This window comes from Streptomyces sp. NBC_00435 (assembly GCF_036014235.1).
Taxonomy (GTDB): Bacteria; Actinomycetota; Actinomycetes; order Streptomycetales; family Streptomycetaceae; genus Streptomyces.
Genome location: NZ_CP107924.1, coordinates 1682669 through 1708124, shown reverse-complemented (window position 1 = coordinate 1708124; position 25456 = coordinate 1682669). Strand labels below are relative to the sequence as shown.

The 25456-nt window shown below is 72.5% G+C and carries 29 protein-coding genes and 1 pseudogene; 18 read left to right on the top strand and 12 right to left on the bottom strand.

Going from position 1 to position 25456, the window contains the following annotated elements:
- The first annotated feature begins 4 nt into the window (after positions 1-4).
- The gene (locus OG389_RS07825) at positions 5-535 is read left to right on the top strand and encodes an NUDIX hydrolase (RefSeq protein WP_328297734.1); all 531 of its coding nucleotides are present in this window, start codon (positions 5-7) and stop codon (positions 533-535) included.
- A gap of 41 nt (positions 536-576) precedes the next feature.
- Here OG389_RS07825 and OG389_RS07820 read toward each other — a convergent pair whose 3' ends face one another.
- Positions 577-1473 (bottom strand): 3-hydroxybutyryl-CoA dehydrogenase, encoded by an 897-nt coding sequence (locus OG389_RS07820; protein ID WP_328297733.1) that lies wholly within the window; start codon positions 1471-1473, stop codon positions 577-579.
- A 151-nt stretch (positions 1474-1624) separates the two neighbouring features.
- Here OG389_RS07820 and OG389_RS07815 point away from each other — a divergent pair, with 151 nt between their 5' ends.
- Positions 1625-2878: a glycoside hydrolase family 10 protein gene (locus OG389_RS07815; RefSeq protein WP_328297732.1), complete on the top strand. Its 1254-nt coding sequence runs from the start codon at positions 1625-1627 to the stop codon at positions 2876-2878.
- A 7-nt stretch (positions 2879-2885) separates the two neighbouring features.
- Here OG389_RS07815 and OG389_RS07810 read toward each other — a convergent pair whose 3' ends face one another.
- Both OG389_RS07810 and OG389_RS07805 read right to left on the bottom strand, forming a co-directional pair.
- Positions 2886-3083: a DUF1918 domain-containing protein gene (locus tag OG389_RS07810; RefSeq protein WP_328297731.1), complete on the bottom strand. Its 198-nt coding sequence runs from the start codon at positions 3081-3083 to the stop codon at positions 2886-2888.
- A 108-nt stretch (positions 3084-3191) separates the two neighbouring features.
- Positions 3192-4127: a DMT family transporter gene (locus OG389_RS07805; RefSeq protein WP_328297730.1), complete on the bottom strand. Its 936-nt coding sequence runs from the start codon at positions 4125-4127 to the stop codon at positions 3192-3194.
- Here OG389_RS07805 and OG389_RS07800 point away from each other — a divergent pair.
- From OG389_RS07800 to OG389_RS07790, 3 genes are read left to right on the top strand one after another with little or no spacing between them, the layout of a single operon-like run.
- Positions 4126-5595 (top strand): aminotransferase-like domain-containing protein, encoded by a 1470-nt coding sequence (locus tag OG389_RS07800; protein WP_328297729.1) that lies wholly within the window; start codon positions 4126-4128, stop codon positions 5593-5595. The two genes, OG389_RS07805 and OG389_RS07800, sit on opposite strands and share 2 nt — an antisense overlap.
- A gap of 31 nt (positions 5596-5626) precedes the next feature.
- Complete coding sequence (locus OG389_RS07795; protein ID WP_328297728.1) at positions 5627-6202, top strand: histidine phosphatase family protein; 576 nt, start codon at positions 5627-5629, stop codon at positions 6200-6202.
- 39 nt (positions 6203-6241) lie between these two features.
- Complete coding sequence (locus OG389_RS07790) at positions 6242-7018, top strand: N-acetyltransferase (protein WP_328297727.1); 777 nt, start codon at positions 6242-6244, stop codon at positions 7016-7018.
- Between the two features lie 53 nt (positions 7019-7071).
- Here OG389_RS07790 and OG389_RS07785 read toward each other — a convergent pair whose 3' ends face one another.
- Complete coding sequence (locus OG389_RS07785; protein WP_328297726.1) at positions 7072-7650, bottom strand: chitin binding peritrophin-A domain-containing protein; 579 nt, start codon at positions 7648-7650, stop codon at positions 7072-7074.
- A 164-nt stretch (positions 7651-7814) separates the two neighbouring features.
- Here OG389_RS07785 and OG389_RS07780 point away from each other — a divergent pair, with 164 nt between their 5' ends.
- The gene (locus tag OG389_RS07780) at positions 7815-8276 is read left to right on the top strand and encodes a hypothetical protein (protein WP_328297725.1); all 462 of its coding nucleotides are present in this window, start codon (positions 7815-7817) and stop codon (positions 8274-8276) included.
- 48 nt (positions 8277-8324) lie between these two features.
- On the opposite strand, the gene OG389_RS07775 is transcribed toward OG389_RS07780, so the two are convergent.
- On the bottom strand, positions 8325-9104 hold the full coding sequence (locus OG389_RS07775; RefSeq protein WP_328297724.1) for a LysR family substrate-binding domain-containing protein: 780 nt from the start codon (positions 9102-9104) through the stop codon (positions 8325-8327).
- Between the two features lie 58 nt (positions 9105-9162).
- Here OG389_RS07775 and OG389_RS07770 point away from each other — a divergent pair, with 58 nt between their 5' ends.
- The 3 genes from OG389_RS07770 to OG389_RS07760 all read left to right on the top strand — a co-directional run bounded on the left by OG389_RS07770 (position 9163) and on the right by OG389_RS07760 (position 10552).
- Positions 9163-9588 carry a DUF5997 family protein gene (locus tag OG389_RS07770; RefSeq protein ID WP_328297723.1) on the top strand — a complete coding sequence of 142 codons (426 nt, stop codon included), beginning with the start codon at positions 9163-9165 and terminating at the stop codon, positions 9586-9588.
- 82 nt (positions 9589-9670) lie between these two features.
- Positions 9671-10126 carry a helix-turn-helix transcriptional regulator gene (locus OG389_RS07765; protein WP_443059223.1) on the top strand — a complete coding sequence of 152 codons (456 nt, stop codon included), beginning with the start codon at positions 9671-9673 and terminating at the stop codon, positions 10124-10126.
- A gap of 9 nt (positions 10127-10135) precedes the next feature.
- Entirely contained in the window at positions 10136-10552 is a 417-nt protein-coding gene (locus OG389_RS07760; protein ID WP_328297721.1) for a VOC family protein, read from the top strand.
- 4 nt (positions 10553-10556) lie between these two features.
- Here OG389_RS07760 and OG389_RS07755 read toward each other — a convergent pair whose 3' ends face one another.
- The 3 genes and pseudogenes from OG389_RS07755 to OG389_RS07745 form a co-directional block, all read right to left on the bottom strand.
- On the bottom strand, positions 10557-11111 hold the full coding sequence (locus OG389_RS07755) for a DUF6215 domain-containing protein (RefSeq protein WP_328297720.1): 555 nt from the start codon (positions 11109-11111) through the stop codon (positions 10557-10559).
- A gap of 37 nt (positions 11112-11148) precedes the next feature.
- Positions 11149-11265: pseudogene (locus OG389_RS07750) on the bottom strand (hypothetical protein); the annotation flags it as partial.
- A gap of 151 nt (positions 11266-11416) precedes the next feature.
- Complete coding sequence (locus OG389_RS07745) at positions 11417-11692, bottom strand: hypothetical protein (protein ID WP_328297719.1); 276 nt, start codon at positions 11690-11692, stop codon at positions 11417-11419.
- Positions 11693-12012: 320 nt separating this feature from the next.
- Between OG389_RS07745 and argC the strand changes: the two genes are divergently transcribed.
- From argC to OG389_RS07720, 5 genes are read left to right on the top strand one after another with little or no spacing between them, the layout of a single operon-like run.
- Positions 12013-13041, top strand: a complete 1029-nt coding sequence (gene argC / locus OG389_RS07740; protein WP_328297718.1) for an N-acetyl-gamma-glutamyl-phosphate reductase — start codon at positions 12013-12015, stop codon at positions 13039-13041.
- A complete protein-coding gene (argJ, locus tag OG389_RS07735) occupies positions 13038-14195 on the top strand; it encodes a bifunctional glutamate N-acetyltransferase/amino-acid acetyltransferase ArgJ (protein ID WP_328297717.1) in 1158 nt (385 codons plus the stop codon). Before argC ends, argJ begins: the two co-directional genes overlap by 4 nt.
- On the top strand, positions 14192-15100 hold the full coding sequence (gene argB / locus OG389_RS07730; RefSeq protein WP_328297716.1) for an acetylglutamate kinase: 909 nt from the start codon (positions 14192-14194) through the stop codon (positions 15098-15100). The genes argJ and argB overlap by 4 nt, the downstream gene beginning before the upstream one ends.
- Positions 15097-16296, top strand: a complete 1200-nt coding sequence (locus tag OG389_RS07725; protein WP_328297715.1) for an acetylornithine transaminase — start codon at positions 15097-15099, stop codon at positions 16294-16296. Before argB ends, OG389_RS07725 begins: the two co-directional genes overlap by 4 nt.
- Before the next feature lie 22 nt (positions 16297-16318).
- On the top strand, positions 16319-16882 hold the full coding sequence (locus tag OG389_RS07720) for an arginine repressor (protein ID WP_243334131.1): 564 nt from the start codon (positions 16319-16321) through the stop codon (positions 16880-16882).
- Between the two features lie 52 nt (positions 16883-16934).
- On the opposite strand, the gene OG389_RS07715 is transcribed toward OG389_RS07720, so the two are convergent.
- The 3 genes from OG389_RS07715 to OG389_RS07705 are packed head-to-tail and all read right to left on the bottom strand — an operon-like array spanning position 16935 to position 19651.
- Complete coding sequence (locus OG389_RS07715; RefSeq protein ID WP_443059222.1) at positions 16935-17633, bottom strand: L,D-transpeptidase family protein; 699 nt, start codon at positions 17631-17633, stop codon at positions 16935-16937.
- A 3-nt stretch (positions 17634-17636) separates the two neighbouring features.
- Positions 17637-18218 (bottom strand): pyridoxamine 5'-phosphate oxidase family protein, encoded by a 582-nt coding sequence (locus OG389_RS07710; RefSeq protein WP_328297714.1) that lies wholly within the window; start codon positions 18216-18218, stop codon positions 17637-17639.
- 44 nt (positions 18219-18262) lie between these two features.
- On the bottom strand, positions 18263-19651 hold the full coding sequence (locus OG389_RS07705; protein ID WP_328297713.1) for a hypothetical protein: 1389 nt from the start codon (positions 19649-19651) through the stop codon (positions 18263-18265).
- A 166-nt stretch (positions 19652-19817) separates the two neighbouring features.
- Here OG389_RS07705 and OG389_RS07700 point away from each other — a divergent pair, with 166 nt between their 5' ends.
- Both OG389_RS07700 and argH read left to right on the top strand, forming a co-directional pair.
- Positions 19818-21011 (top strand): argininosuccinate synthase, encoded by a 1194-nt coding sequence (locus OG389_RS07700; protein WP_328297712.1) that lies wholly within the window; start codon positions 19818-19820, stop codon positions 21009-21011.
- A 114-nt stretch (positions 21012-21125) separates the two neighbouring features.
- Positions 21126-22556, top strand: a complete 1431-nt coding sequence (argH, locus tag OG389_RS07695) for an argininosuccinate lyase (protein ID WP_328297711.1) — start codon at positions 21126-21128, stop codon at positions 22554-22556.
- A 145-nt stretch (positions 22557-22701) separates the two neighbouring features.
- On the opposite strand, the gene OG389_RS07690 is transcribed toward argH, so the two are convergent.
- Complete coding sequence (locus tag OG389_RS07690; protein WP_328297710.1) at positions 22702-23220, bottom strand: HAD domain-containing protein; 519 nt, start codon at positions 23218-23220, stop codon at positions 22702-22704.
- Between the two features lie 85 nt (positions 23221-23305).
- On the opposite strand from OG389_RS07690, the gene OG389_RS07685 reads away from it, so the two are divergent.
- Positions 23306-23857: a TetR/AcrR family transcriptional regulator gene (locus OG389_RS07685; protein ID WP_328297709.1), complete on the top strand. Its 552-nt coding sequence runs from the start codon at positions 23306-23308 to the stop codon at positions 23855-23857.
- The gene (locus OG389_RS07680; protein WP_328297708.1) at positions 23854-25398 is read left to right on the top strand and encodes an MFS transporter; all 1545 of its coding nucleotides are present in this window, start codon (positions 23854-23856) and stop codon (positions 25396-25398) included. The genes OG389_RS07685 and OG389_RS07680 overlap by 4 nt, the downstream gene beginning before the upstream one ends.
- Positions 25399-25456 lie beyond the last annotated feature (58 nt).

Sequence of the window (25456 nt, the reverse complement as noted above, 5' to 3'; positions counted from 1 at the left end):
AACCATGCAGTGGATGAACCTGAGTGAGCAAACCGTGTACAAGAACCGCTGGTTCGACGTGAATCTCGCCGATGTGGAACTCCCCGACGGCCGGCACCTGGACCACTTCGTGATCCGGCTGCGCCCGGTGGCCGTCGCCACGGCCGTCAACGAGGCCAACGAGGTGCTGCTGCTGTGGCGCCACCGCTTCATCACCGACAGTTGGGGCTGGGAACTGCCCGCCGGGGTCGTCGAGGACGGCGAGTCGCTGGAGAGCGCCGCCGCACGGGAGATGGAGGAGGAGTCGGGCTGGCGGCCCGGCCCCCTGCGCCACCTGATGACCGTCGAGCCGTCCAACGGGCTGACCGACGCCCGCCACCACCTCTACTGGGCGGACGGGGCCACCTGGACGGGCCACCCCGAGGACGACTTCGAGTCCTCGCGCCGCGAATGGGTACCGCTCAAGCTGGTCCCCGACATGATCGCGCGCGGCGAGGTCCCGGCCGCCAACATGGCGGCCGGGTTGCTGCTCCTGCACCATCTGCGGCTCGGCTGAGCCTGCCGGCGGCGGGCGGCCGACGGCCGGCCGCAGGACGGTCAGGCGTACGGGTAGAAGCCCGAGCCGGTCTTGCGGCCGAGGCGGCCGGCGTCGACCATTCGCTGGAGCAGCGGGGGAGCCGCGTACAGGGGCTCCTTGAACTCCGCGTACATCGAGTCGGCCACCGAGGCCACCGTGTCCAGACCGATGAGGTCCGCGAGCTTCAGCGGGCCCATCGGGTGGGCGCAGCCCAACTCCATGCCGTTGTCGATGTCCTCGCGGCTCGCGATGCCCGACTCGAACATCCGGATCGCGGACAGCAGGTACGGGATCAGGAGCGCGTTGACGACGAAGCCGGAGCGGTCCTGGGCGCGGATGGCGTGCTTGCCCAGCGCGCCACCGACCAGGGCCTCGGCACGCTTGATCGTCTCGTCGCTCGTGGTCAGCGCCGGGATCAGCTCGACGAGCTGCTGCACGGGGGCCGGGTTGAAGAAGTGGATGCCGATGACCTGGTCGGGACGCGACGTCGCGACGGCCAGCTTGACCAGCGGGATCGAGGAGGTGTTGGAGGCGAGGATCGCGTCCGGGCGGGTCACCACCTGGTCGAGGACCTGGAAGATCTCCGTCTTGACCTGCTCGTTCTCGACGACCGCCTCGATGACGAGGTCACGGTCGGCGAATTCGCCGAGGTCGGTGGTGAACGACAGGCGGGCCAGGGTGGCGTCCCGCTCCTCCTCACTGATCTTGCCGCGTTCGGCGGCCCTCGTCAGCGAGGTGTGCAGCCGGGTCCGCCCGAGCTCGAGGGCCTCGCCGGTGGTCTCGGCGACCATCACCTCGAGACCGCTGCGGGCGAACACCTCCGCGATGCCCGCGCCCATCTGGCCACAGCCCACTACGCCGACGCGTGAGATGTCGTCTGGGAGGTCCGTCACATCGTGCCTTTCGCTGCTCTCCATCGCGGGTCCCCCGTACTCGTGCAGTGGTAACTGCGTTCCGGCGCCCGCCACGCCCCCCGACGTTACCCCCGTCCTTGCCCGGCGTGGCGGGCCGGGGCGGGCATGCTGGGCGGACACCGGGCAATGTCACGCAGCGGAACGGAGTCGTCACATGGTGTCCATCGGGAGGCGGGGAGTGCTGGCCGGCGCGGCGGGGGTACTGGCCGCGGCGGCGACGGCGGCCCCCGCGAGGGCGGGCAGATCACCGGGGGCGGCCGGGAGCATCGGGGCGGCCACGGCGGAGTTCCGCGGGGTGTGGGCCGCCACCGTGCAGAACGTGGACTGGCCCTCCGAGAGCGGGCTCTCCGCGCGGGAGCAGCGCACCGAGCTGCTGGCCCTCCTCGACACCGCCGTCGAGCGCCGCCTCAACGCGGTGATCCTCCAGGTCCGGCCCACCGCCGACGCCATGTGGCCCTCGGCACGCGAGCCGTGGTCGCAGTGGCTGACCGGCGAGCAGGGAGTCGATCCCGGCTGGGACCCGCTCGGCACCGCGGTCACCGAAGCGCACGCCCGGGGGCTCGAGCTGCATGCCTGGTTCAACCCGTACCGCGTGGCCAACCACACCGACACGGGCCTGCTCGTCCCGGAGCACCCGGCCCGCCGCAACCGGGGCTGGACCGTCCCCTACGGCGGCAAGCTGTACTACAACCCCGGACTGCCCGAGGTGCGGCGCTTCGTGCAGGAGGCCATGCTCGACGCCGTCGCCCGCTACCCCGTCGACGGCGTGCACTGGGACGACTACTTCTACCCGTACCCCGTCGAGGGGCGGGAGTTCGACGACGACGCCGCGTACGAGGAGTACGGCCGGTCCTTCGCCACCCGCGCCGACTGGCGCCGCCACAACACCGACACCCTGGTCCGCGAGATGTCCGGGCGGCTGCGGGCGCTGCGCCCCGCGACGCGGTTCGGCATCAGCCCCTTCGCCGTCTGGCGCAACTCCGACCGGGACCCGCTCGGTTCACCGACCCAGGCGGGCGTCTCCACGTACGACGACCTGTACGCGGACACCCGCAAGTGGGTGCGTGAGGGGTGGATCGACTACATCGTGCCGCAGGCGTACTGGCAGCTCGGCCACCCGACCGCCGACTACGCCGACATCGTCCCCTGGTGGGCGGATACCGTCGCCGGCACCCGGGTCCAGCTCTACGTGGGGGAGGCGCTCTACCGCTGCGACGCGGAGAGCTCCACGGCCGCCTGGCGCGATCCGCGGGAGCTGTCCCGGCACCTGCGCTTCGCCCGGGGATACCCGGAGGTCCGCGGCCACGCCTACTTCTCCGCGAAGCAGGTGGACGCGGACCCCAACGGGGCGATGGCACGGGTGGTCGCCGACCACTATCCGACGACGGCGCCGGTGCCGCCGCGCTGAGCGGGGCTCAGCGCTCGTGGTCGGCCGGGTGCGTCACGACGCAGTCGGGGCCGGGGGACATGACGGCCTCGTGCCCGTCCGTGAAGCGGACCCGGTAGGGAGGGGTGCCGTTCTCTCCCAGAACCTGGGTGATCTCTCCGAGCTTGTCGTGCTGGCCCACGATCCTGCCGTGCTGAACCAGCTGGTCGCCCTCGGTCGCGTGCATAGCTGACCTCCTCGGTGGCGGTCCGATCCGGTGCTAGCAGTTTAGGTCGTTCCGCCACCGTTTGACCCGTCGGTTCGTGCGGGCCGAAGGGGTCGCCGACGGGCTCGCTCAGGTCCGGGCGGTCCTCTCGGGGCGCTGTGTCACGGCGATGCAGAGGAGCACCGCGCACGCGGCGACGGGCGCGGCCGGGGACAGGCGCTCGCCGAGCAGCAGCACCGACCACAGCAGGGTCAGCAGCGGCTGCGCGAGCTGGAGCTGGCTCGCCCGGGCCGCACCGATCTCGGCCATGCCCCGGTACCAGATGTAGAGACCGAGGAAGGAGGAGCCGACCGCCACCCAGACGAGCCCGGCCACGCCGTGCCAGGTCAGCCGGACCGGCTCGTGGGCGAGCCCGAGCGCGGAGCCGAGGAGGCCGATCGGCAGGCACAGGACCAGCGCCCAGGCGATCACCTGCCAGCCGGGCATCAGCCGGGCCAGGCGTCCGCCCTCGGTGTACCCGGCCGCGCAGACCAGCAGGGCGCCGAAGAGGAACGCGTCGCCGCCCGAGAGGGAGCCGCCGCTCTGGGCCACGGTGAAGGCCAGGACGACGACCGCCCCGGCGACGGCCGCCGCCCAGAAGCGCCGCGAGGGCCGCGCGCCGGTGCGCAGTGAGGACACGATCGCGGTGGTCAGCGGCAGCAGTCCGACCACGACGGCGGCGTGCGAGGTGGTGGAGGTCCGCAGGGCGAGGGTGGTCAGCAGCGGGAAGCCGACGACCACGCCGCCGGCGACGACCACGAGGCCCGCCCAGTGGGCGCGGACGGGGACCGGGACGCGCAGGGCCAGCAGGAACGCGCCGGCGGTCAGTCCGGCCAGCAGGCAGCGCAGACCGAAGAGGGACCAGGGTCCGAAGCTCTCCAGGCCCCAGGCGGTGCCCGGGAAGGTCAGCGAGAAGGTGACGACACCGGCCGCCGCGAGGGTGGTGCCGCCGACCACGGGCCGCCGGGTGCTGGTGGCTCCAACTGCTATCGCGCTGGGGAGAGTAGCGCTATTCTGTGCTGTCATGTACGAGCGTAGCAGTGTGGTGGAACTGGCGGAATCCCTTCGAGGTGAGCTGAACCGCTACTCCGTAGGTGGAAAGCTCCCGTCCAGTAGGGCCCTCGTCGAGCGCTACCGGGTCAGCCCGGTCACCGTCTCCCGGGCGCTGGCCCAGCTCGCCGCCGAGGGTCTGGTGGTCACCCGCCCCGGAGCCGGGGTCTTCCGTGCCCAGCCCCGTGCGCAGGCCCCCGACCCCGGCGACACCTCCTGGCAGGCCGTGGCGCTGAGCGCCGAAGGCGCCGGCGAGGTGGTGCCGCGCTCCGTCGACGCCTCCGGGGTGATGGTCACGCTCGCCGCCCCGCCGGCCGGCGTCATCGAGCTGCACAGCGGCTACCTCCACTCCTCGCTCCAGCCGGAGCGGGCCATGGCGGCGGCCCTGGCCCGCGCCGGACGGCGGCCCGGGGTGTGGGGCCGGCCGCCCGTGGAGGGCCTGGCGGAGCTGCGGGACTGGTTCGCACGGGAGATCGGCGGGGCCGTCGGGGCCGCCGATGTCCTGGTCACCTCCGGCGGCCAGAGCGCGCTCACCACCGCCCTGCGGGCGCTCGCCCCGCCCGGGGCGCCGATCCTGGTCGAATCCCCGACCTATCCCGGGCTGCTGGCCATCGCGCGCGCTTCCGGCTGCCGGCCCGTACCCGTCCCGGTGGACGAGCGGGGGGTCCGGCCGGAGCTGCTGGCCGCCGCCTTCGAGGCCACCGGCGCGCGGGTGTTCGTATGCCAGCCGCTGTTCCAGAACCCCACCGGGGCGGTGCTGTCCGACGAGCGGCGGGGCGAGGTGCTGCGGATCGCCCGCGCCGCCGGGGCGTTCGTGGTGGAGGACGACTATGCGCGGGCCCTGGCCCACGAGGACGCCGGTCCGCTGCCCGCGACGCTCGCCGCCGAGGACGGCGACGGGGTCGTCGTGCACGTGCGGTCGCTGACCAAGGTCACCTCGCCCAGCCTGCGGGTGGGCGCGCTGGCCGCCCGGGGCCCGGTGTTCGACCGGCTGCGCGCCATCCAGGTCGTGGACAGCTTCTTCGTGCCCCGGCCGCTCCAGGAAGCCGCCCTGGAGCTGGTGGGCGCACCCGCCTGGCCGCGCCACCTCAAGGCCGTGGCCACCGAACTGCGCCACCGGCGCGACGTCCTGGCGGGGGCGCTGCGCCGGGACCTGCCGCGGCTGGAAGTGCCCCATCCGCCGCTCGGCGGGTACCAGTTGTGGGCGCGGCCCGGCGGGGGCGTGGACGACGTGGCCTTCGCGGCGGCCGCCCTGCGCGCCGGGGTCGCGGTCGCGCCCGGGCGGGCGTACTTCTGCGCGGAGCCGCCCGGTCCGTTCGTCCGCCTGAGTTTCGCCGGGGTCGCCGGTGCGGGGGAGCTGACCGAGGCCGTCCGGCGGCTGCGGTCCGGTCCGGGGGACGCCCTCGGGGTAGGGGTCGGCGGCGGGCTTCGCCCAGACGCTTGACCCCGTGCGGCACGCGGATCACCATCGCCGCATGCATGTTCGGGTTTCGCTAGTCGCAGCAGCCCGTAGTACCTCGCTGCTCGCCGAGCGCTTCGACGACGACCGCCCCATCGACGTGGACGGCTGGCGTGCGGTGGAGTCCGCCGCACGCGGGCTCGTACCGCTGGGCTCGGCCGAGCTCCGCTACTGTTCGCCGACCTCGCGCAGCCGGGCCACGGGGGCCGCTCTCGGGTACGCGCCGATGGCGCAGCCCGCGCTGCGGGAGTGCGACATGGGCCGCTGGCGCGGGCTCACCCTCGCGGAGGTGGCGGCCCGGGAGCCCGAGGCCGTTGACCTCTGGCTCACCGATGCCCGCGCCGCCCCGCACGGCGGGGAGTCCCTGCTCGCCTTCATCGCGCGGATCGGCGGCTGGCTCGACACCCGGCCCGCGGACGACGGCGGAGCGATCGTGGCGGTCGCGGAGCCCTCGGTGGTCCGGGCGGCGCTCGTGTACGCCCTGAACGCACCGCCGCTGACCTACTGGAACGTGGACGTCCGTCCCCTGTCCACGGTGACCCTGGAGGGCTGGCCGCACCATTGGCACCTGTCCCTCCAGGCCCCGGTCTAATCGGTTGAGGTGTAGGTGGGAGGCATTTAGCCTGCGGGGATGAACGGCACCACGGACATCCGGATCACCACGCTCGCGGAGCGACCCGAACTGGTCGACGCCCTCTGGGGCATGAAGGACTCGTGGCCCGAGTTCGCCACCCAGGACCAGATCGCCTGGCTGCTGTACCCGTGGATGGTGGCGGAACTCCCGGACTACGTCTTCGTCGCGACCGACGGGGCCACCGGCGAGGTGGTCGCCAAGGCGTTCAGCGTGCCGTTCGCCCTGCACGCCCCCGGCCGGGACGGGCGGTTGCCCGCGCAGGGCTGGGACCGGGTCCTGCTGTGGGCCTCCTCCGACCTGCGCCGGGCCGCCCAGCCCGACACGGTCAGTGCCATCGAGATCAGCATCCGGCCCGACCGGCAGCGTGAGGGGCTGTCGGGGCGGATGCTCGCCGCGATGCGGGAGACCGCCCGCGCGCGCGGTTTCGCCGAGATGGTGGCCCCGGTCCGGCCCAGTGGGAAGCCGGCCGAGCCGGAGGCCTCGATCCACGAGTACGCGTACCGCACCCGCGAGGACGGCCTTCCCCACGACCCGTGGCTCCGGGTCCACGTGCGGGCGGGCGGCGTCATCGACTCGGTGGCCCCGCTGTCGATGACGATCACCGGCTCCCTCGCGCAGTGGCGCGAGTGGACCGGCCTCCCCTTCGACACGGCCGGCCCGGTCCGCGTCCCGGGCGCCCTGTCCCCGGTCCGCTGTGAACCGGAGCAGGGGTACGCGGTGTACGTGGAGCCGAACGTCTGGGTCCGGCACCCGCTGGGCCCGGTCGCGGTCTGATCGGGCCGGCCCGCTCGCCCCGGCCCGCTCGGCCCCGGCCCGATCGGTCCCCGTCAGAGGAGCGCGACGGGGGCGGTGGCGGAGGAGGGCAGGTAGATCCCGCCGATGCCCGCGTAGTTCGCCCGGTAGCCGCGCAGGATTTCGTCCAGCGGGATCGTCAGCCGGGCCGGGGTGTCGCAGCGGGCGGCCCCGAACTGGTCGGTGACGGCGCTGCAGAGGAGGCGGCCGCCGAGCGTGGTGAAGGTGACCGGCACGCCGTCCAGCCCCGCGGGGGCGTCCGCGATCCGCACGGTGGTGCTGAGGTTCTTGACGCCGAACAGCAGCCCGTTCAGCTTCGCCGGACCGGCCGTCGCGGCGGTGGCCACGGCGGGCCGGACCTGCGCGGGGACGTCGCAGAGCTGCGCCGCGGGGGAGTAGACCTGCCCGGTGGGGCAGGCCAGCACGGTGGCGACCCCGCCCGCGCACTGCACGTAGAACCGCTGGTCCTGCACCCTCGGCAGTCGTCCGGTGGCGCCGCCGGCGCACGAGCCCTCGGCGGCGCCGGCGGGGGCGACCCCCACGCCCAGGGCGAGGACCGCCCCGGTGGCCAGTGCGGCCAGTGCGGTGGTCGGTCCCTTGGCGATACGCAACACCCTTGCCCCCAGTTCACTCACTGTGACGAAATGAATACGAAGTGACTATAGGGAGGGGTGTGTGACGGGCGCAACGCCCTCAGGTCGTCGTCAGGGAGTGCGATTATCCGCTAGCTTGAACGCGTTCAATTCGAGCGGGATCGGTATGGGGGGCGGCGGCGGGCGTGGCGGACATCCAGGCGGCGGCGGAGCGGGGCGCGGCGCGGATCCGCGTCAGGACGCGCCTGGCCCGGGCCGCCCACCCGTGGCAGGTGACGATCGCGCTGCTCGCCCTGATCCTCCCGGCGCCCACCGTGGTCCAGATGCTGACGGTCGGCCTGTCGGTGCCCGTGCTGATCGTCCCGGTCCTGCTGCTCGCGCTGCCGCCGGCCCTGCGCGCGGTCCGCGGGCGGTTCATGACGGCCTGCGTGGTCCTCGCGGTGGTGCTGTTCCTGTGGTCGTACTACGGCTTTGCCCAGGGGGCCTGGATCTTCCTGCCCTCGGTGCCGATGCTGCTGTGCGCGAACTTCGCGGACCCGCGCGGGTGCCGGGCCGCGGCCACCGTCGCCACGGGGCTCGCCGTGATCGTCGCGATCGTCCCCGCACTGTTCTCCTGCGGCGTCCTCATGGAGGCGATCTCCGGATGAGACGGCCCGCGGCGGCCTGGCGGCCTGGCGGCCTGGCGCCCCGGCGGCCTAGCGGCCGCGGGGCTTGCCGCGCTTGCCGGTGGACCTGGCCGCGGCCTTGCCGCCCTTGGGGGCTCCGGCGCGCGGGTTCTTCGCGGCCGGCTTGCCGCCCGAGCGCGGGGCGGGCTTGCGCTGCGGCTTCGCCTTCTTCGCCTCCGGCTCCGGCTGGGTGCGACCGCGCCCGCGCGAGCTGTTCACGGTCCGCCCGCGCACGATCCCGATGAACTCCTCGACCAGGTCCGGGGTGCTCTCCGCCTCGGGCCACGACAGCGCCACGCGCGATTCGGGGGCGCCCAGCAGGGTCCGGTACGTCAGGTCCTTGCGGTGGTGCAGCCGCGCGAGCGACTGGGGCACGACGAGGAGCCCGATCCCCGCGGCCACCAGCTCGATCGCGTCCGCCGTCGTCTCGGGGCGTTCCAGCGCGGGCCTGCCCGGCAGCTCCTCCCAGTCGAGGGTGTCGTCCAGCGGGTGGAGCACGATGTCGTCGGCCAGCTCCTCCAGCGAGAGCTCCTCGGCCGCGGCCATGTCGTGGTCCTTCGGGATCACGACGACCGTGGTCTCGGTGTAGAGCGGGATCGCACTGAGGTCCGTACGGTCGATCGGCAGCCGGACGAAGCCCGCGTCGGCGCCGCCGCCGCGCAGCAGGGCGGGGGCTTCGGCGGGGGTGACCTGGACGAGGGTCAGCGCGACGTCGGGCAGCCGCTCCTTCCAGATCCGGACCCACTTGGTGGGAGTCACCCCGGGGACGTATGCGAGCTGGAACGAGGGGGGTGTCCGGGAGTCTGTCACCCGGCCAGATTACCGGCCGTGGTCGGAGGTAGCGCACATGCTCGATACCCTTGACCCCATGACGTCGCACCAGACCGCCCAGACCATGAAGCCCGCGACCGCGGCGAAGAAGCTGGGTGTGTACCTCGAAGCCACCCCCGCAGAGTTCCAGGAGGGTGTCGTTTCGCGCACCGAGCTGGCCGCTCTCCAGGCCGAGCCGCCCCAGTGGCTGCAGGACCTCCGGAACAACGGCCCGCACCCCCGTCCGGTGGTGGCGGCGAAGCTGGGCATCTCCATCTCCGGCCTGGCCCGCGGCGGTGTCACCGAGGCGCTCACCACCGAGCAGATCGAGGCCCTGAAGCAGGAGCTGCCGGAGTGGCTCGCCAAGGAGCGCGCCACCCAGGCCGATGTCCGCAAGGAGACCGTCCGCATCAAGCAGATGCAGGCCGAGAAGTCGGACAAGTCCGAGCAGGCCGGGAAGGCCGAGAAGCCGGCCCGCTCCTGACCTGGCGCCGCCACCCCCCGATCGGCCTCCGGGGCCTCTGTGGCCCCCGCCCGCTCCGTCCCGCCGTGAGATGCTGGTGCGCGTGACGATCGAGGACCTGGTGCGGCTGCGGCGTGCCCGGGACGTGATGGACCGCGACTACGCGCAGCCGCTGGACGTCCCGGCACTGGCGGGCGTCGCCCTCATGTCGCCCGGGCACTTCTCCCGCAGTTTCCGCGCGGCCTTCGGGGAGACTCCGTACAGCTACCTGATGACCCGCCGTGTCGAGCGGGCCAAGGCGCTGCTGCGTCGGGGCGACCTGAGCGTGACCGAGGTCTGCTTCGCGGTCGGATGCACCTCGCTGGGGTCCTTCAGCTCGCGCTTCACCGAGCTCGTCGGTGAGAGTCCCAGCGCCTACCGGGCCCGCCCCCACGAGGCGGGCGCGGCCATCCCGGCGTGCGTCGCCAAGATGCTCACCCGCCCGGTCCGCGGTGCCCGTCCGGCCGCCGCCGGACGGACGGTCGGCAATGGGGAAGCGGGATCCGCGGCGGCGTCGTAGCGTCGGGGCATGACCATCAAGATTGCGCAGTGCTTCATCGCCGTCGACGACCACGACAAGGCGCTCGCCTTCTACCGTGACGCCCTCGGTATGGAGGTCCGCAACGACGTCGCCTTCGAGGGGATGCGCTGGGTGACCGTCGGCTCGCCCGAGCAGCCCGACGTGGAGATCGTCCTCGAACCGCCGCTCGCCGACCCGGGCGCCTCGCCGGCCGACCGGCGGACCATGGCGGAACTGCTGGCCAAGGGCGTGCTCCGTGGTGTCATCTTCGCGACGGACGACGTCGACGCCACCTTCGAGCGCGTCCGGGCCGCCGGCGCCGAGGTGCTGCAGGGGCCGGTCGACCAGCCGTACGGGGTGCGCGACTGTGCCTTCCGCGACCCGGCCGGCAACATGCTCCGCTTCAACCAGCCCCGCAACCGCTGACCCGTCAACCGGCGGCGGTCCACCCCGGAATCGTCGGCAGCACCTGCTCGGCGACGCGGAGCAGCGTCGCGTCGTCGGGCACGGCTCCGTCCTTGCGCCACAGGCTCACCTCGAAGGAGCCTCCGCTGTCCTGCGCGTCCCGGGCCAGGATGAGGGTCCGGACCGGCACGCCGGGACGGGTCCCGACGGTGGCCCCCTCGACGCGGAGGCTGACGCTGAGCGTCCGGTCCGAGGAGAAGTAGGCGGGGCGGCCCAGTACCGTCCGCGGTCCCGTGCCGTCCGTGAGCAGAGTGGCGTACGCGGACACCGAGAGGTGGCCGGAGGTGGCCGACACCGTCACGGTGCAGGCCCCGATCTCGACCCTGGCCGTGGGGCTGGCGATCTGCTCGCCGTCGGCGTTCTCGCGCGAGCCGTCACTGCCGTAGGCGACCTTCGCGAGCTCCCCCGGAGTGCCGAGCAGTTCCCCGAGGTCGGGACGGTTCAGTGCCGCGCACAGCTGGGCCCCGGAGAGGTGCCGGGGCGTCCCGGCGCCCCCCCGCCGACTCCTGCGGTTGTTCACCCGAGCACGCGGCGGGTGTCCGGGCCCGCTGGGCGGACTCGGCCTGCCCGACGGCCCACAGGACTACGCCGAGCGACCCGACCAGTACCACGGCCGTAAGGGCCTGCCCCCATGCGCCCGTGCCCCCGGAGGGCGTGCCGATACCGTCTGCCATGTCCCCCACCTGCGGTGATCCCCCGATACGTGCCCCGGGACCCTAACCCGTGATCACCGGCCGGACAAGTGTGAACGGGCGCCGGAGGGGGGCAGCGGCGCCGCACCCGGCCGGCCGGCCACGAGCGGCGCACGCCTCCACCGGGCGGGGCCTACTTGACGGCCAGGCGACAGGCGGTCACGGCGGTCCCGTTGGTGACGCCGCTGGTCTCGGTCAGACCGGTCACGCACGCTTCGTGGGCGCCGGTCAGGGCGAGAGAACAGGCGGCCCGGACAGCTACCGGGGCCTCGCCGCCCTTCAGCTCCCGCTCGACCTGGTTGATGCAGGCGGAGGTGTCGGCGTGGGCGGCGGGGGCCGTGAGGGCCGCGCCTCCGAGGGCGAGGGTCAAACCGGTGAGGACACTTGCGATACGGGTCGACGTGCGCATGGGACGTACCTGCTCTCCGGGATCGCCGCGCGGCCCGGAGCCCTGGGTGTGACGGGACCGCGTGGAACGGCGCCGAGCGCACACGACCGACCTGCGGCCACGGGGCCCGGCCCCCGCACCGGACCGGCTCGGCAGGGCATCCCCCTCCTCCGACGCTAGAGCAGCCCCCAGCCACCCGCACCCGCACCCGGACCGACCGCCCGTCCCGCGGCGTTCAATGGACACCGCGCCCCGTCACACTGGTGGTGGGGGGCCCGCCGCGCGGCTTTGCATAAACGTGCGGTCGTACGTATAGTCATGCCATCGAGGAGGAGGGTCCGATGGTGGTACGTGTAGCGGTGGCCGGTGCGAGCGGATACGCGGGCGGGGAGGTGCTGCGCCTGCTGCTGGCCCACCCCGAGGTCGAGATCGGCGCGCTGACCGCGAACTCCAACGCCGGGCAGCTGCTCGGCTCCCTCCAGCCGCACCTGGTGCCACTGGCCGGGCGCACCCTGCAGGCGACCACGCCCGACGTGCTCTCCGGACATGATGTCGTCTTCCTGGCCCTGCCGCACGGGCAGTCCGCCGCCGTCGCCGCCCAGCTCGGCGAAGAGGTACTCGTCGTCGACATGGGCGCCGACCACCGGCTCCAGGACTCGGCCGACTGGGACAAGTTCTACGGTGCCCCGCACGCCGGCACCTGGCCCTACGGTCTTCCCGAGCTGCCCGGGGCCCGCGCCGCGCTGGAGGGATCCAAGCGGATCGCCGTCCCCGGCTGCTACCCGACCGCCGTCTCGCTCGCGCTCTTCCCGGCCTACGCCGCGCAGCTCGCCGAGCCCGAGGCCGTGATCGTCGCCGCCACCGGCACCTCCGGCGCGGGCAAGGCGCTCAAGCCGCACCTGCTCGGCTCCGAGGTCATGGGCTCGATGAGCCCGTACGGGGTCGGCGGCGGCCACCGCCACACGCCCGAGATGGTGCAGAACCTCAGCCCCGTCGCCGGGCAGCGGGTCTCCGTGTCGTTCACCCCGACCCTGGCCCCGATGTCCCGCGGCATCCTCGCCACCTGCACCGCCAAGGCGCTGCCGGGCACCACGGCCGACGCGGTCCGTGCCGCGTACGAGAAGGCGTACGCCGACGAACCCTTCGTCCACCTGCTGCCCGAGGGCCAGTGGCCGGCGACGGCGTCCGTCCACGGTTCCAACGCCGTTCAGATCCAGGTCGCGTACGACGAGGCCGCACAGCGGATCATCGCCATCAGCGCCATCGACAACCTCACCAAGGGGACCGCCGGCGGCGCGGTCCAGAGCATGAACATCGCCCTCGGCCTCCCCGAGGCGCTGGGTCTTTCCACGATCGGAGTCGCACCGTGAGTGTCACGGCAGCACAGGGGTTCACGGCGGCCGGCATCGCCGCCGGGATCAAGGCAAACGGCAACCCGGACCTGGCCCTCGTGGTCAACAACGGGCCGCGTCTGGCCGCCGCGGGCGTCTTCACCTCCAACCGCGTCAAGGCCGCGCCGGTCCACTGGTCCGAGCAGGTCATGCGGGGCGCCACCGTCAGCGCGGTCGTCCTCAACTCCGGCGGCGCCAACGCGTGCACCGGCCCCAGGGGGTTCCAGGACACCCACGCCACCGCCGAGAAGGTCGCGCAGGCCCTCGGCGGCGAGGTCAACGCCGGTGAGGTCGCCGTCGCGTCCACCGGTCTGATCGGCGTCCTGCTGCCCATGGACAAGCTGCTGCCCGGCATCGACGCCGCGGCCGCCGCGCTGTCCGCCGACGGTGGCGAGGCCGCCGCCATCGCCATCAAGACCACCGACACCGTGCACAAGACGGCCGCGGTCACCCAGGACGGCTGGACCGTCGGCGGCATGGCCAAGGGCGCGGGCATGCTCGCCCCGGGCCTGGCCACCATGCTCGTCGTGCTGACCACCGACGCGGACCTGGACAGCGCCACGCTCGACAAGGCGCTGCGCTCCGCGACCCGCACCACCTTCGACCGGGTCGACTCCGACGGCTGCATGTCCACCAACGACACGGTGCTGCTGCTCGCCTCGGGTGCGACCGGCGAGGTGCCGGTGTACGAGGCGTTCGCCGAGGCCGTGCGCACGGTCTGCGACGACCTGGCCCGCCAGCTGATCGGCGACGCCGAGGGCGCCAGCAAGGACATCCGCATCGAGGTCATCGGCGCGGCCAGCGAGGAGGACGCGGTCGAGGTCGGCCGGTCCATCGCCCGCAACAACCTGCTCAAGTGCGCCATCCACGGCGAGGACCCCAACTGGGGCCGCGTCCTGTCCGCGATCGGCACCACGAAGGCCGCCTTCGACCCGGACCGGCTGAACGTCGCCATCAACGACGTCTGGGTCTGCAAGAACGGATCCGTCGGTGAGAACCGCGACCTGGTGAGCATGAAGGGCCGGGACGTACGCATCACCGCCGACCTGTCCACCGGCTCCGAGTCCGCAGTCATCTGGGCCAACGACCTGACCGCCGAGTACGTCCACGAGAACAGCGCGTACTCCTCGTGAGCACCGCACGCAAGCACACCGCGCTGCCCAAGGCCCAGATCCTCATCGAGGCCCTGCCCTGGCTGACCCGCCACAACGGCAAGGTCGTCGTCATCAAGTTCGGCGGAAACGCCATGATCGACGAAGACCTCAAGGCCGCCTTCGCCCAGGACGTGGTCTTCCTGCGCCAGGCGGGCCTGAAGCCGGTCGTCGTGCACGGCGGCGGTCCGCAGATCAACGCCCAGCTGGACAAGCAGGGGCTGGTCAGCGAGTTCAAGGCGGGCCTGCGCGTCACGACCCCGGAGGCGATGGACGTCGTACGGATGGTCCTGGCCGGGCAGGTCCAGCGCGAGCTGGTCGGGCTGCTCAACCAGCACGGGCCGCTCGCCGTCGGCATGACCGGCGAGGACGCCCACACGATCACCGCCACCAAGCACACACCCGAGATCGACGGCGAGAGCGTCGACATCGGGCGGGTCGGTGAGATCACCGCCATCGACACCGGCGCGATCGAGGCGCTGCTGGCGGACGGCCGGATCCCGGTCATCTCCTCCATCGCGCGCAGCGCCGACGACCACCACGTGTACAACGTGAACGCGGACACGGCCGCGGCGGCGCTCGCCGCCGCGCTCGGCGCCGAGACGCTGATGGTCCTGACCGACGTGGAGGGGCTCTACGCGGACTGGCCGAGCAGCGACGAGGTCATCAGCCGGCTCACCGTCAGCGAGCTGGAGAAGCTGCTGCCCGAGCTGTCCAGCGGCATGGTCCCGAAGATGGAGGGCTGCCTGCACGCCGTCCGCAACGGGGTGACCACCGCCAGGGTGATCGACGGGCGGGTCCAGCACTCGATCCTGCTGGAGATCTTCACGGACGAGGGAATCGGCACGATGGTCGTGCCCGACGCACAGGGAGGGGAACCCGCATGACCGGCAACCAGGAGTTCGCCGCCCGCTGGCAGGGTGCGCTGACCAACAACTACGGCACCCCCGCGCTGGCCCTCGTACGCGGCGCGGGCGCGCAGGTCTGGGACGCCGACGGCAAGCAGTACACCGACTTCGTCGGCGGTATCGCGGTCAACGCCCTCGGCCACGCCCACCCGGCGATCGTCGAGGCGGTGACCGCGCAGGTCTCCACCCTCGGCCACGTCTCCAACCTCTACGCCTCCGAGCCGGTCCTCGCGCTCGGCGAGCGGCTGCTGCAGCTCTTCGGCCGCTCGGGCAAGGTTTTCTTCTGCAACTCCGGCGCCGAGGCCGTGGAGGCCGCCTTCAAGATCGGCCGGCTGACCGGGCGGACCCACATGGTCGCCACCGACGGCGGCTTCCACGGCCGCACCATGGGAGCCCTCGCGCTCACCGGCCAGCCCAAGAAGCAGGACCCCTTCCGGCCCCTGCCCGGCGACGTCACGCACGTCCCGTACGGCGATGTGGAGGCCCTGCGGGCCGCCGTCACCGAAGAGACCGCGCTCGTGATCATCGAGCCGATCCAGGGCGAGAACGGCGTCGTCGTTCCCCCCGCCGGATACCTGACGGCCGCCCGTGAGATCACCCGGGCCACCGGCACCCTGCTCGTCCTCGACGAGGTGCAGACCGGCGTCGGACGCTGCGGCCAGTGGTTCGAGCACCAGGCCCACGAGGGTGTCGAGCCCGACCTCGTCACACTCGCGAAGGGTCTCGGCGGCGGCCTGCCGATCGGCGCCGTCGTCGCCTTCGGCCCCGCGGCCGACCTGCTCCAGCCGGGCCAGCACGGCACCACCTTCGGGGGCAACCCCGTCGCGTGCGCCGCCGGCCTCGCGGTCATCGACACCATCGCCGCCGAGGGGCTCCTCGGCCGGGTCAAGGAGCGGGGTGAGCGACTGCGTTCCGGAATCGAAGGATCCGCACACCCGCTCGTCTCCCACGTCCGCGGTGCTGGTCTTCTGCTGGGTATCGTGCTGACCGAGCCGCTCGCACCGCAGGTGCAGCAGACGGCTCAGGACGCCGGCTTCCTGGTCAACGCGCCCGCCCCCGACGTCGTACGGCTCATGCCTCCGTACGTACTCACCGAGGCCGAGGTGGACGCGTTCCTCCAGGCACTGCCCGGTGTGCTCGACGCGGCGAAGTCCGCCGCGGACGTGAACGGATGATCAAACGGGGAATGGGACGACGATGAGTCAGGCGCAGGAACACGAGCCATGGGGGTCCCCCCAGACGGAGTCTGGGGGTGGCCAGTCCGTTCCGCAGACCCGCACCGCCCGCCACCGCCGGATCGTGGACATCCTCAACCGGCAGCCGGTCCGCTCCCAGAGCCAGCTGGCCAAGCTGCTCGCCGACGACGGCCTGAGCGTCACCCAGGCGACGCTCAGCCGCGACCTCGACGAACTCGGCGCGGTCAAGATCCGCAACACCGGCGGCGAGCTGATCTACGCGGTCCCCAGCGAGGGCGGCTTCCGCACCCCGCAGGCGCCGCTCGGCGAGTCGGCGAAGGAGGAGCGCATGCGGCGCCTCTCCGGCGAACTGCTGATCTCGGCGGAGGCCTCCGCGAACCTCGTGGTCCTGCGCACCCCTCCGGGTGCGGCCCAGTTCCTCGCCTCGGCGATCGACCAGGCCGAACTCCAGGCCATCCTCGGCACCATCGCGGGCGACGACACCCTGATGCTGATCAGCCGAGATCCGGCGGGCGGCCAGGCCCTGGCCGACCACCTGCTGAGGCTGGCCCAGAAAGAGGGCTGACCGCGGGAGGCCCGGCCCCGGGAGGCCCGCCCGTCGGGGTCCGCCCGCGGGGTCAGTACCGGGTCGCCGCGAGCCGGCCCGATTCCGTGCCGATCGCGATGTGCGGGTTCCGGCGCGGGTTCGCCCAGCGCAGGACCGCGCGCATGGCGCCCTCGGGGACCGAGACGCAGCCGGCCGTCGCGCCCTTGCCGTTCACGTGCAGGAAGATGCCCGCGCCCCGGCCGCGTACCGGCCGCTCGTAGTTGAAGTCGATGACCAGGGCGTGCGCGTACTGCTTCGCGTACGAGGTCAGATGCTCCGCCTCGTCCGGCGCGCAGTCCGCCGGCAGCGGCTCCACCCAGCGGTTGTAACTGCCCGAGGCGTTGTCCTGGCACCACCAGCTGGCGGGAGTCACGCGCCGGTAGCGGTACTCGGTCCCGGCGGGGGCGCGCGCGATGCCGAAGGCGTACGGGAGCGCGTACAGCCCGGCCGGCGTGGTGTTCGTGCCCTGCGTCCGCGTCGCGCCCTCGGTCAGGCCGTTCGCGCCGAAGCGGGCCGGCGCGCTGCCTGCCGCGTACCAGTGCCCCGCCCGCCGGTCCCACCAGGTCAGGCGTCCGGTCGTGGAGCCGGGGGCCGGGGCCACGGCGGTGATCAGCTGGCTGCCGCCGCCGGTGTCGGCGAGCCGGTCGGGCAGCGGCGGATCCCCGCGGGGGCCTTGGGGGAGCAGGCTGGTGACGATCAGTGAGGCGGCGAGAAGCGCGGTACGCAGCACATGTCAGACCGTACGGGGCGGAAGGGGCAGCGGCAGCGCAGGCAGGCCGTCGACACTCACCCCGATGAACTCCTTCTTCTCGCAGTACGCGTTGAACTCCTCGTCCGTCTTGCGGCCGAAGTACTCCGCGTGGAGGGTGCGTTCGCCCTGGTACTCCATGAAGGGGATGGCGTACCCGCACACGTCCGCGATCCGGCGGGCCTTGACGACGATGACCGCGCGCGCCGCGGGCCCGTCGGCCTCCCCGAACAGTTCGACGAGCCCGTCCCAGCGCGGGTCGTCACGGAAGACGGCCTCGCCGTCGCCGTGGATGCGCACGATGTTCGGCGGCCCGCTGAAGGCGCACCACATCAGCGTGATGCGGCCGTTCTCGCGGACGTGCGCGATGGTCTCGGCGCCGCTGCCGCCGAAGTCCAGGTAGGCGAGGGTCTGCTCGTCGATGACGACGAGGGTGCCGGCACGGCCCTTGGGGGAGAGGTTGATGTGCCCGTCGCCCGCCAGGGGGGCGGTGGCGGTGAAGAAGATCGGCTGTTCCTCGATGAACGCGCGGAGCCTGCCGTCAATGCGATCGTATAGCTTTCCCATGACCTGATTATCGCTTCCCGGGTCCACGGTCCGGTGGGGAGGTATCAGCCAGTGAGACCGAGGCGGGTGCGGCGTATTCCCAGCTCGTAGTCGTCGAACAGCCGCGCCGACCGTGTGAGCAGCGCGGACAGCTCGCTCAGGTCCGCCCCTCCGGTCCTCAGGGTGACCTGCCAGTTCCAGCCGCGTACGGTCGCCCGTGCCGCCGTGCGCAATCCCGGGCCGGGGTCCTCCAGCAGGTCCACCGAGGCCCGTAGTTCGTGGATCCCACCCCGTCCTCGCAGGAGCCGGAAGGCGGCCCGACGGACGTGCGGGGGCCGTTCGGGCGCGAGTCGATCGGTGAGGTGGCCGAGGTCCAGCCGGCCGGCCACCTGGAGCAGGCTCAGCGAGGCCTCGCGCGTCACCGAAGCCGACGGGTCGTCCAGCAGGGGGAGCAGGAGCGCGTCGTCGGTGGCGTCGTCCAGCCGGCGCAGCCCGGCGACGGCGGCGGCCCGTACCGAGCCGACCGGGTGGTCCAGCAGGGTGCGCAGCAGCGGGGCGTCCGCGCGCTTCGCGCATTCGGCGAAGCCGGTCACCGCGTACGGGGAGAGCCGCTCGCGGTCCGTGACCAGCGCGAGGCAGTGCGCGTACGGGTCCGCGCCGGCCTGCGAGACGAGCCAGCGCGCGCAGGCCCGCACGAGGCTCGAGCGGTCGGGGAGGTGTCGCGCGGCCTCGTCGGACCGGCCGGCCCGGCGCAGCGCGGTGACACCGGCGGCGCGCACCATGGGTTGGTGTCCAGCGAGCAGGGTGTCGACGGCCTCGTCGTCGGCGTCGCCGGCGGCCATCGCGGTCAGGGCCGCGTCGGTCCACAGCCGGCTGGCCACCGGATCCGTCTCGGCGGCGGCCCGTCGGGCGAGCTCCCGCACCCCGAACAGCCCGGCGTCGAGGGTCAGCCGGGCGGCGAACCGCCGGGTGGGCAGGTCGGCGCTGTCGAGCAGGGCGGCGACAGCGGTGTCGTCGTCGGCCGTCAGGCCGGTGAGCCGCTCCAGCAGCCAGGCACCCTGGTCGCGCCGTTCCAGCCGCAGCGCGAGCGGGGTCAGCGTGTGCAGCGTCCCCGCCGGGTCGGCGGCCAGGGCCTGACCCAGCAGCTGCCGGGCGCGTTCGCGAACGGGCCCCACCCAGTCGGTGGTGCGGATCGCGATCAGCTCCAGCGGTGCCCGTTCCTCGCCGAGGGCCGCCGCGCGGACGTAGCCGGAGGCGTGGCACAGCCGCACCTCGAGGGCGGAGCCGACGGGGAGATCGTGGTACCGGACCAGGAGGCGGGCGTGCTGCTCGAAGGCGAGCCACGCCTCGGGTCCGGCCCCGAGCAGCAGCGGCCGCCGGACGGTCCTGCCCTCCAGGAGCGCCGCGGCCGCCGCCCGGCCCGTCGCCGCGTCCTGTCGCGGTCCGGCACTCATGTTTCCCCCTGGTGGTGTGTCGGAGGCTGAGCCTATGCAGGTCCTGGAGATCGCGCCTTGGAATATCCAGGCTGGTCAGGGCCTCGCGCCCGGGCTCGATTGACGAAACATACGGAGTGCTGCATAGTTATGCCTATCGCTGGATGCGCCATGTAAGGAGAACCCCGTGACCGAGCGCGTCGTACTCGCCTATTCGGGCGGCCTGGACACCTCCGTCGCCATCGGCTGGATAGCCGAGGAAACGGGAGCCGAAGTCATCGCCGTGGCCGTGGACGTCGGTCAGGGCGGCGAGGACCTGGACGTCATCCGCAAGCGGGCGCTCGCCTGCGGCGCGGTCGAGGCCGAGGTCGCGGACGCCCGGGACGAGTTCGCCGAGGAGTACTGCCTCCCGGCGATCAAGGCCAACGCCCTCTACATGGACCGCTACCCGCTGGTCTCCGCACTCTCGCGGCCGGCCATCGTCAAGCACCTCGTCGCCGCGGCCCGCAAGCACGGCGCGACGACCGTCGCCCACGGCTGCACCGGCAAGGGCAACGACCAGGTCCGCTTCGAGGCCGGCATCGCCGCCCTCGGCCCCGACCTCACCTGCATCGCCCCGGTCCGCGACTACGCGATGACCCGCGACAAGGCCATCGCCTTCGCCGAGAAGGCGGACCTGCCGATCGCGACCACCAAGAAGTCCCCGTACTCCATCGACCAGAACGTCTTCGGACGCGCCGTCGAGACGGGCTTCCTGGAGGACATCTGGAACGCGCCGATCGAGGACATCTACGAGTACACCTCGAACCCGGCCCTCCCGCGCGAGGCCGACGAGGTCGTCATCTCCTTCAGGGAGGGCGTCCCGGTCGCCGTCGACGGCAAGCCCGTCACCGTGCTGCAGGCCATCCAGCAGCTCAACGAGCGCGCCGGAGCCCAGGGCATCGGCCGGATCGACATCGTCGAGGACCGTCTCGTCGGCATCAAGTCGCGCGAGGTGTACGAGGCTCCGGGCGCGATCGCGCTGATCACCGCCCACCAGGAGCTGGAGAACGTCACCGTCGAACGCGAACTGGCCCGCTACAAGCGCCAGGTCGAGCAGCGCTGGGGCGAGCTGGTCTACGACGGCCTGTGGTTCTCCCCGCTGAAGCGGGCGCTGGACGGCTTCATCAACGAGGCCAACCAGCACGTCACCGGTGACATCCGGATGACCCTGCACGGCGGCCGCGCCGTCGTCACCGGCCGCAAGTCCGAGGAGTCGCTGTACGACTTCAACCTCGCGACCTACGACTCGGGCGACACCTTCGACCAGTCGAAGGCCCAGGGCTTCATCGAGATCTTCGGCCTGTCCTCGAAGATCGCGGCGCGCCGCGACCTCGCCTGACCGGGCTGCCCCGACCCGGTGTGATCCGGGACCCGCGGTACCCACCGTCTCCCCGTTACCTCCGCGACGGGGAGACGGTTGCACATCCAAAGCCTTATTTGAGGAGCAGTAGCTGTGAGCAGCAACAACGGTGGTGACGTCCGGCTCTGGGGCGCCCGGTTCGCCGACGGTCCCGCCGAGGCCCTCGCGAAGCTGTCCGCGTCGGTCCACTTCGACTGGCGCCTCGCGCCGTACGACATCGCGGGCTCCCGCGCCCACGCCCGTGCCCTCGCCAAGGCCGGCCTGCTCACGGCCGACGAGCTCGGCCGCATGACGGCGGGCCTGGACCAGCTGCAGGCCGACGTGGCGGACGGCTCCTTCGTCGGAACCATCGCCGACGAGGACTGCCACACCGCCCTGGAGCGGGGCCTGCTGGAGCGGCTCGGCGCCGAGCTCGGCGGCAAGCTGCGCGCCGGCCGGTCGCGCAACGACCAGATCGCCACCCTCTTCCGGATGTACCTGCGCGACCACGCCCGGATCGTCGGCGGCCTGATCGCCGACCTCCAGGACGCACTGGTCGGGCTCGCCGAGGCGCACGCGGACGTGGCCATGCCCGGCCGGACCCACCTGCAGCACGCGCAGCCCGTTCTCTTCGCCCACCACGTACTGGCCCACGTGCAGTCCCTCTCCCGGGACGCGGAGCGGCTGCGGCAGTGGGACACCCGGACCGCGGTCTCCCCGTACGGCTCGGGCGCCCTGGCGGGTTCCTCGCTGGGTCTGGACCCGGAGGCGGTCGCCGCCGACCTGGGCTTCGAGCGAGGGTCGGTCGGCAACTCGATCGACGGCACGGCCTCGCGGGACTTCGTCGCCGAGTTCGCCTTCATCACCGCGATGATCGGGATCAACCTCTCCCGGATCGCGGAGGAGATCATCATCTGGAACACGAAGGAGTTCTCCTTCGTGACCCTGCACGACGCCTTCTCCACCGGGTCGTCGATCATGCCGCAGAAGAAGAACCCGGACATCGCGGAGCTGGCGCGCGGCAAGTCGGGCCGCCTCATCGGCAACCTGACCGGCCTGCTGGCCACGCTGAAGGCCCTTCCCCTGGCCTACAACCGCGACCTCCAGGAGGACAAGGAGCCGGTCTTCGACTCCTGCGACACCCTGGAAGTCCTGCTCCCCGCCTTCACCGGGATGATGGCGACCCTCACGGTCAACCGGGAGCGGATGGAGGAGCTGGCCCCGGCCGGCTTCTCGCTCGCCACCGACATCGCGGAGTGGCTGGTCAAGCAGGGCGTGCCGTTCCGGGTGGCGCACGAGGTGGCCGGCGGGTGCGTCAAGGAGTGCGAGGGGCTCGGCATCGAGCTCGACGAGCTGACGGACGAGCAGTTCGCGAAGATCTCGGTGCACCTGACGCCGGAGGTCCGCACGGTCCTCAACGTCAAGGGCGCGCTGGCCTCCCGCAACGGCCGCGGCGGCACCGCCCCCTCGGCGGTCGCGATCCAGCTCACGGAGCTGAAGGCCGACCTGGTCATCCAGCACGCCTGGGCGGCCCACAAGAACTGACCGTCGTGCCCGGAGGGGCGGCCGGGGCCTTTCGCGCCCCGGCCGCCCCTCCGGCGTGTGCGGATGTCAGGCGCAGACGTGGTGACCGAGAACGTTCGGTCGCGGAAGGCCTGGCCGAAGCACCGTCGGTGACGCGTGGCTGTATTCAGGCCACCCCCGCCGCCCAGTCCGCCAGCGTGTCGAAGTCCGGCCGGGTCAGGCCGATCCGCTCGTCGATGCGCAGCAGGAGCGTGTGTGCGGGATGGAGCTGGTCCACGTACGTGCGGTCCATGTCCGTGATGTCGTCGTCGATCCAGGCGAAGGGCCGCTCTCCCGCGTACTCGAGGATGTACTGGGTCTTCCAGAACGTCCCGCGCGGCGCCCGCCCGTGCATCCGCGGCCAGTCGATCCAGGGGAGTTCCGGCAGGCCCAGGTGCGGGCCTATCCATTCGTTCGCCTCGCCCTTCCAGGTGGTCGCCCAGACCAGGTCGTACGCCACCGCGAGCGCGCGCAGCTCCGCCCCGTGGTCCGGATTCAGCCAGACCCGCAGTGGCTTCGCGCTCTCGGGCCCCGTCCAGCCCGTCGGGCGCATCCGGTGGGTGGAGTAGCCCTCGGGGCGGCGCTGGGGCTTGGCCGCGTAGGGGTTCAGTGGGCCGTCCACGTCGATCAGCAGCAGTGGCTTCATTGCGGAAGGATTCCTTTCGTCGCCCCGAGGGGCAGCCCATTTATTCGATGAGACGACAACGTCTCATTCGGGTTATGCTTGTCTCATGGCCATGGATCGTGATCAGGTGCTCCGCGCCGCCGCCGCGCTGCTCTCCCGTAAATCGACCGCCACGATGGACGAGGTCGCCAGGGCCGCCGGCATCGGCCGCGCGACCCTCCACCGGCACTTCGCCGGGCGTGACGCCCTCGTACGGGCGCTCGAAGAGCTCGGCATCAGGGAGTTCGAGGTGGCCTTCGACAACGCCCGCCTCGCCGAGGGCACGGCGATCGACGCGCTGCGCAGGCTCATCGCGGAGGCGGAGCCCAATGCGGAGCTGCTGGCCTTCCTCGTCACCGAGAACCAGCTCTTCGAGGGCGACCAGGTCAACGAAGGGTGGGCCCGCCTCGACGCCCGCGTCGGCGACCTCTTCCGGCGCGGCCAGCAGGAGGGCGACATCCGGATCGACCTGAGCCCCGCCTGGCTCACCGAGGCCCTCTACGGCCTCATCGGCGCCTGCGCCTGGGCCGTCATGGACGGCCGGGTCGCGGCCAAGGACTTCTCGTACATGATCACCGAGTTGCTGCTCGGTGGCGCAAGACGGAGTGTGGAGAAATGAGCCGTACCGAACAGCTGACCAAGGTGAAGGGGGCGGAGGGACGCAGCCCCGGGCGCTGGATCGCGCTCTCCGTGCTCGTCCTGGCCGTCCTGCTGGTCGCGGTCGACGCCACCGTACTCGGTCTCGCCACGCCCTCGCTCAGCGAGGACCTGAAGCCGTCCGGCACCCAACTGCTGTGGATCGGCGACATCTACTCCTTCGTCATCGCCGGCCTGCTCGTCTCCATGGGCTCCCTCGGCGACCGGATCGGCCGCAAGAAGCTCCTCCTCGTCGGCGCGGCGGCCTTCGGCGCCGTCTCGGTCCTCAACGCCTACGCCACCAGCCCCGAGATGATGATCCTCGCCCGGGCCCTGCTCGGCGTGGCCGGCGCGACCCTGATGCCGTCCACCCTCGCGCTGATCCGCAACATCTTCCACGACCCCAAGGAGCGCAGCCTCGCCATCGGCATCTGGGGCGCCACCGCCTCGGCCGGCGCGGCCGTCGGCCCGGTGGTCGGCGGAGCCCTGCTCCAGCACTTCTGGTGGGGATCGGTCTTCCTCATCAACCTCCCCGTGATGATCGTCCTGGTCATCGTCGGCATCAAGCTGCTGCCCGAGTCCAAGAACCCGGTCGCGGGACCCTGGGACCTGCTCAGCGTCGGACTCTCCCTCGTCGGCATCATCGGCGTCGTATACGCCGTCAAGCAGGTCGCCACGCACGGCATGGGCTGGGAGGTGTGGGCCGCCGCCGTCATCGGAGCGGGCGCGCTCTACACCTTCGTGCGCCGCCAGTTCACCCTGAGCGCCCCCCTCCTGGACATGCGGCTCTTCAAGCACCGGGGCTTCTCCGGCGCCGTCCTCGCCGACCTGCTCACCGTCTTCGGCCTCTCCGGGCTGGTCTTCTTCCTCTCCCAGTTCCTCCAGCTCGTCCAGGGCCGTGAGCCGCTCGAAGCCGGCCTGGCGGAACTGCCCGCCGCGGTCGGCGCGGTGGTCACCGGCCTGGTCGCGGGCAGGTACGCCCGCAAGTACGGCGTCCGGGTCATCGTGACCGGCGGCCTCGCCGCCATCGGCATCGCGCTGGCCGCGCTGACCGTGATCCACAAGGAGACCGGCTACCCGCTGCTCGGCGCGGCCCTGCTCGTCGTCGGCCTCGGCGCCGGCTTCTCCTTCACCGTCACCGCCGACGTGATCCTCTCCAGCGTGCCCAAGGAACAGGCCGGTTCGGCCTCGGCCGTCTCCGAGACCGCGTACGAACTGGGTGCCGCCCTCGGCATCGCCCTGCTCGGCTCGGTCGTCACCGGCGTCTACCAGGGCTTCACCGCCCCGGCCTCCGTCACCGGCCCCGTGGCCGACGCGGCCCACGAATCCCTCGTCGGCGCCGTCGAAGCGGCCAAATCGCTGGACCCGCAGACCGCGCAGCAGATGCTGGACTCCGCCCAGGAGGCCTTCGTGGACGGCCTGCGGCTCGCCTCCGGCGTCGGCGCCGCAGTCCTGCTGGCCACCGCGGTGGTCGCCTGGTTCCTGCTCAAGGGGCAGGAGCTCCAGGACGGCATCGAGCACTGACGCCACGCCAGCGGGTGGTGTCCCGCACGGAGTTGACAGTCCGTGGAACCGCGGGACA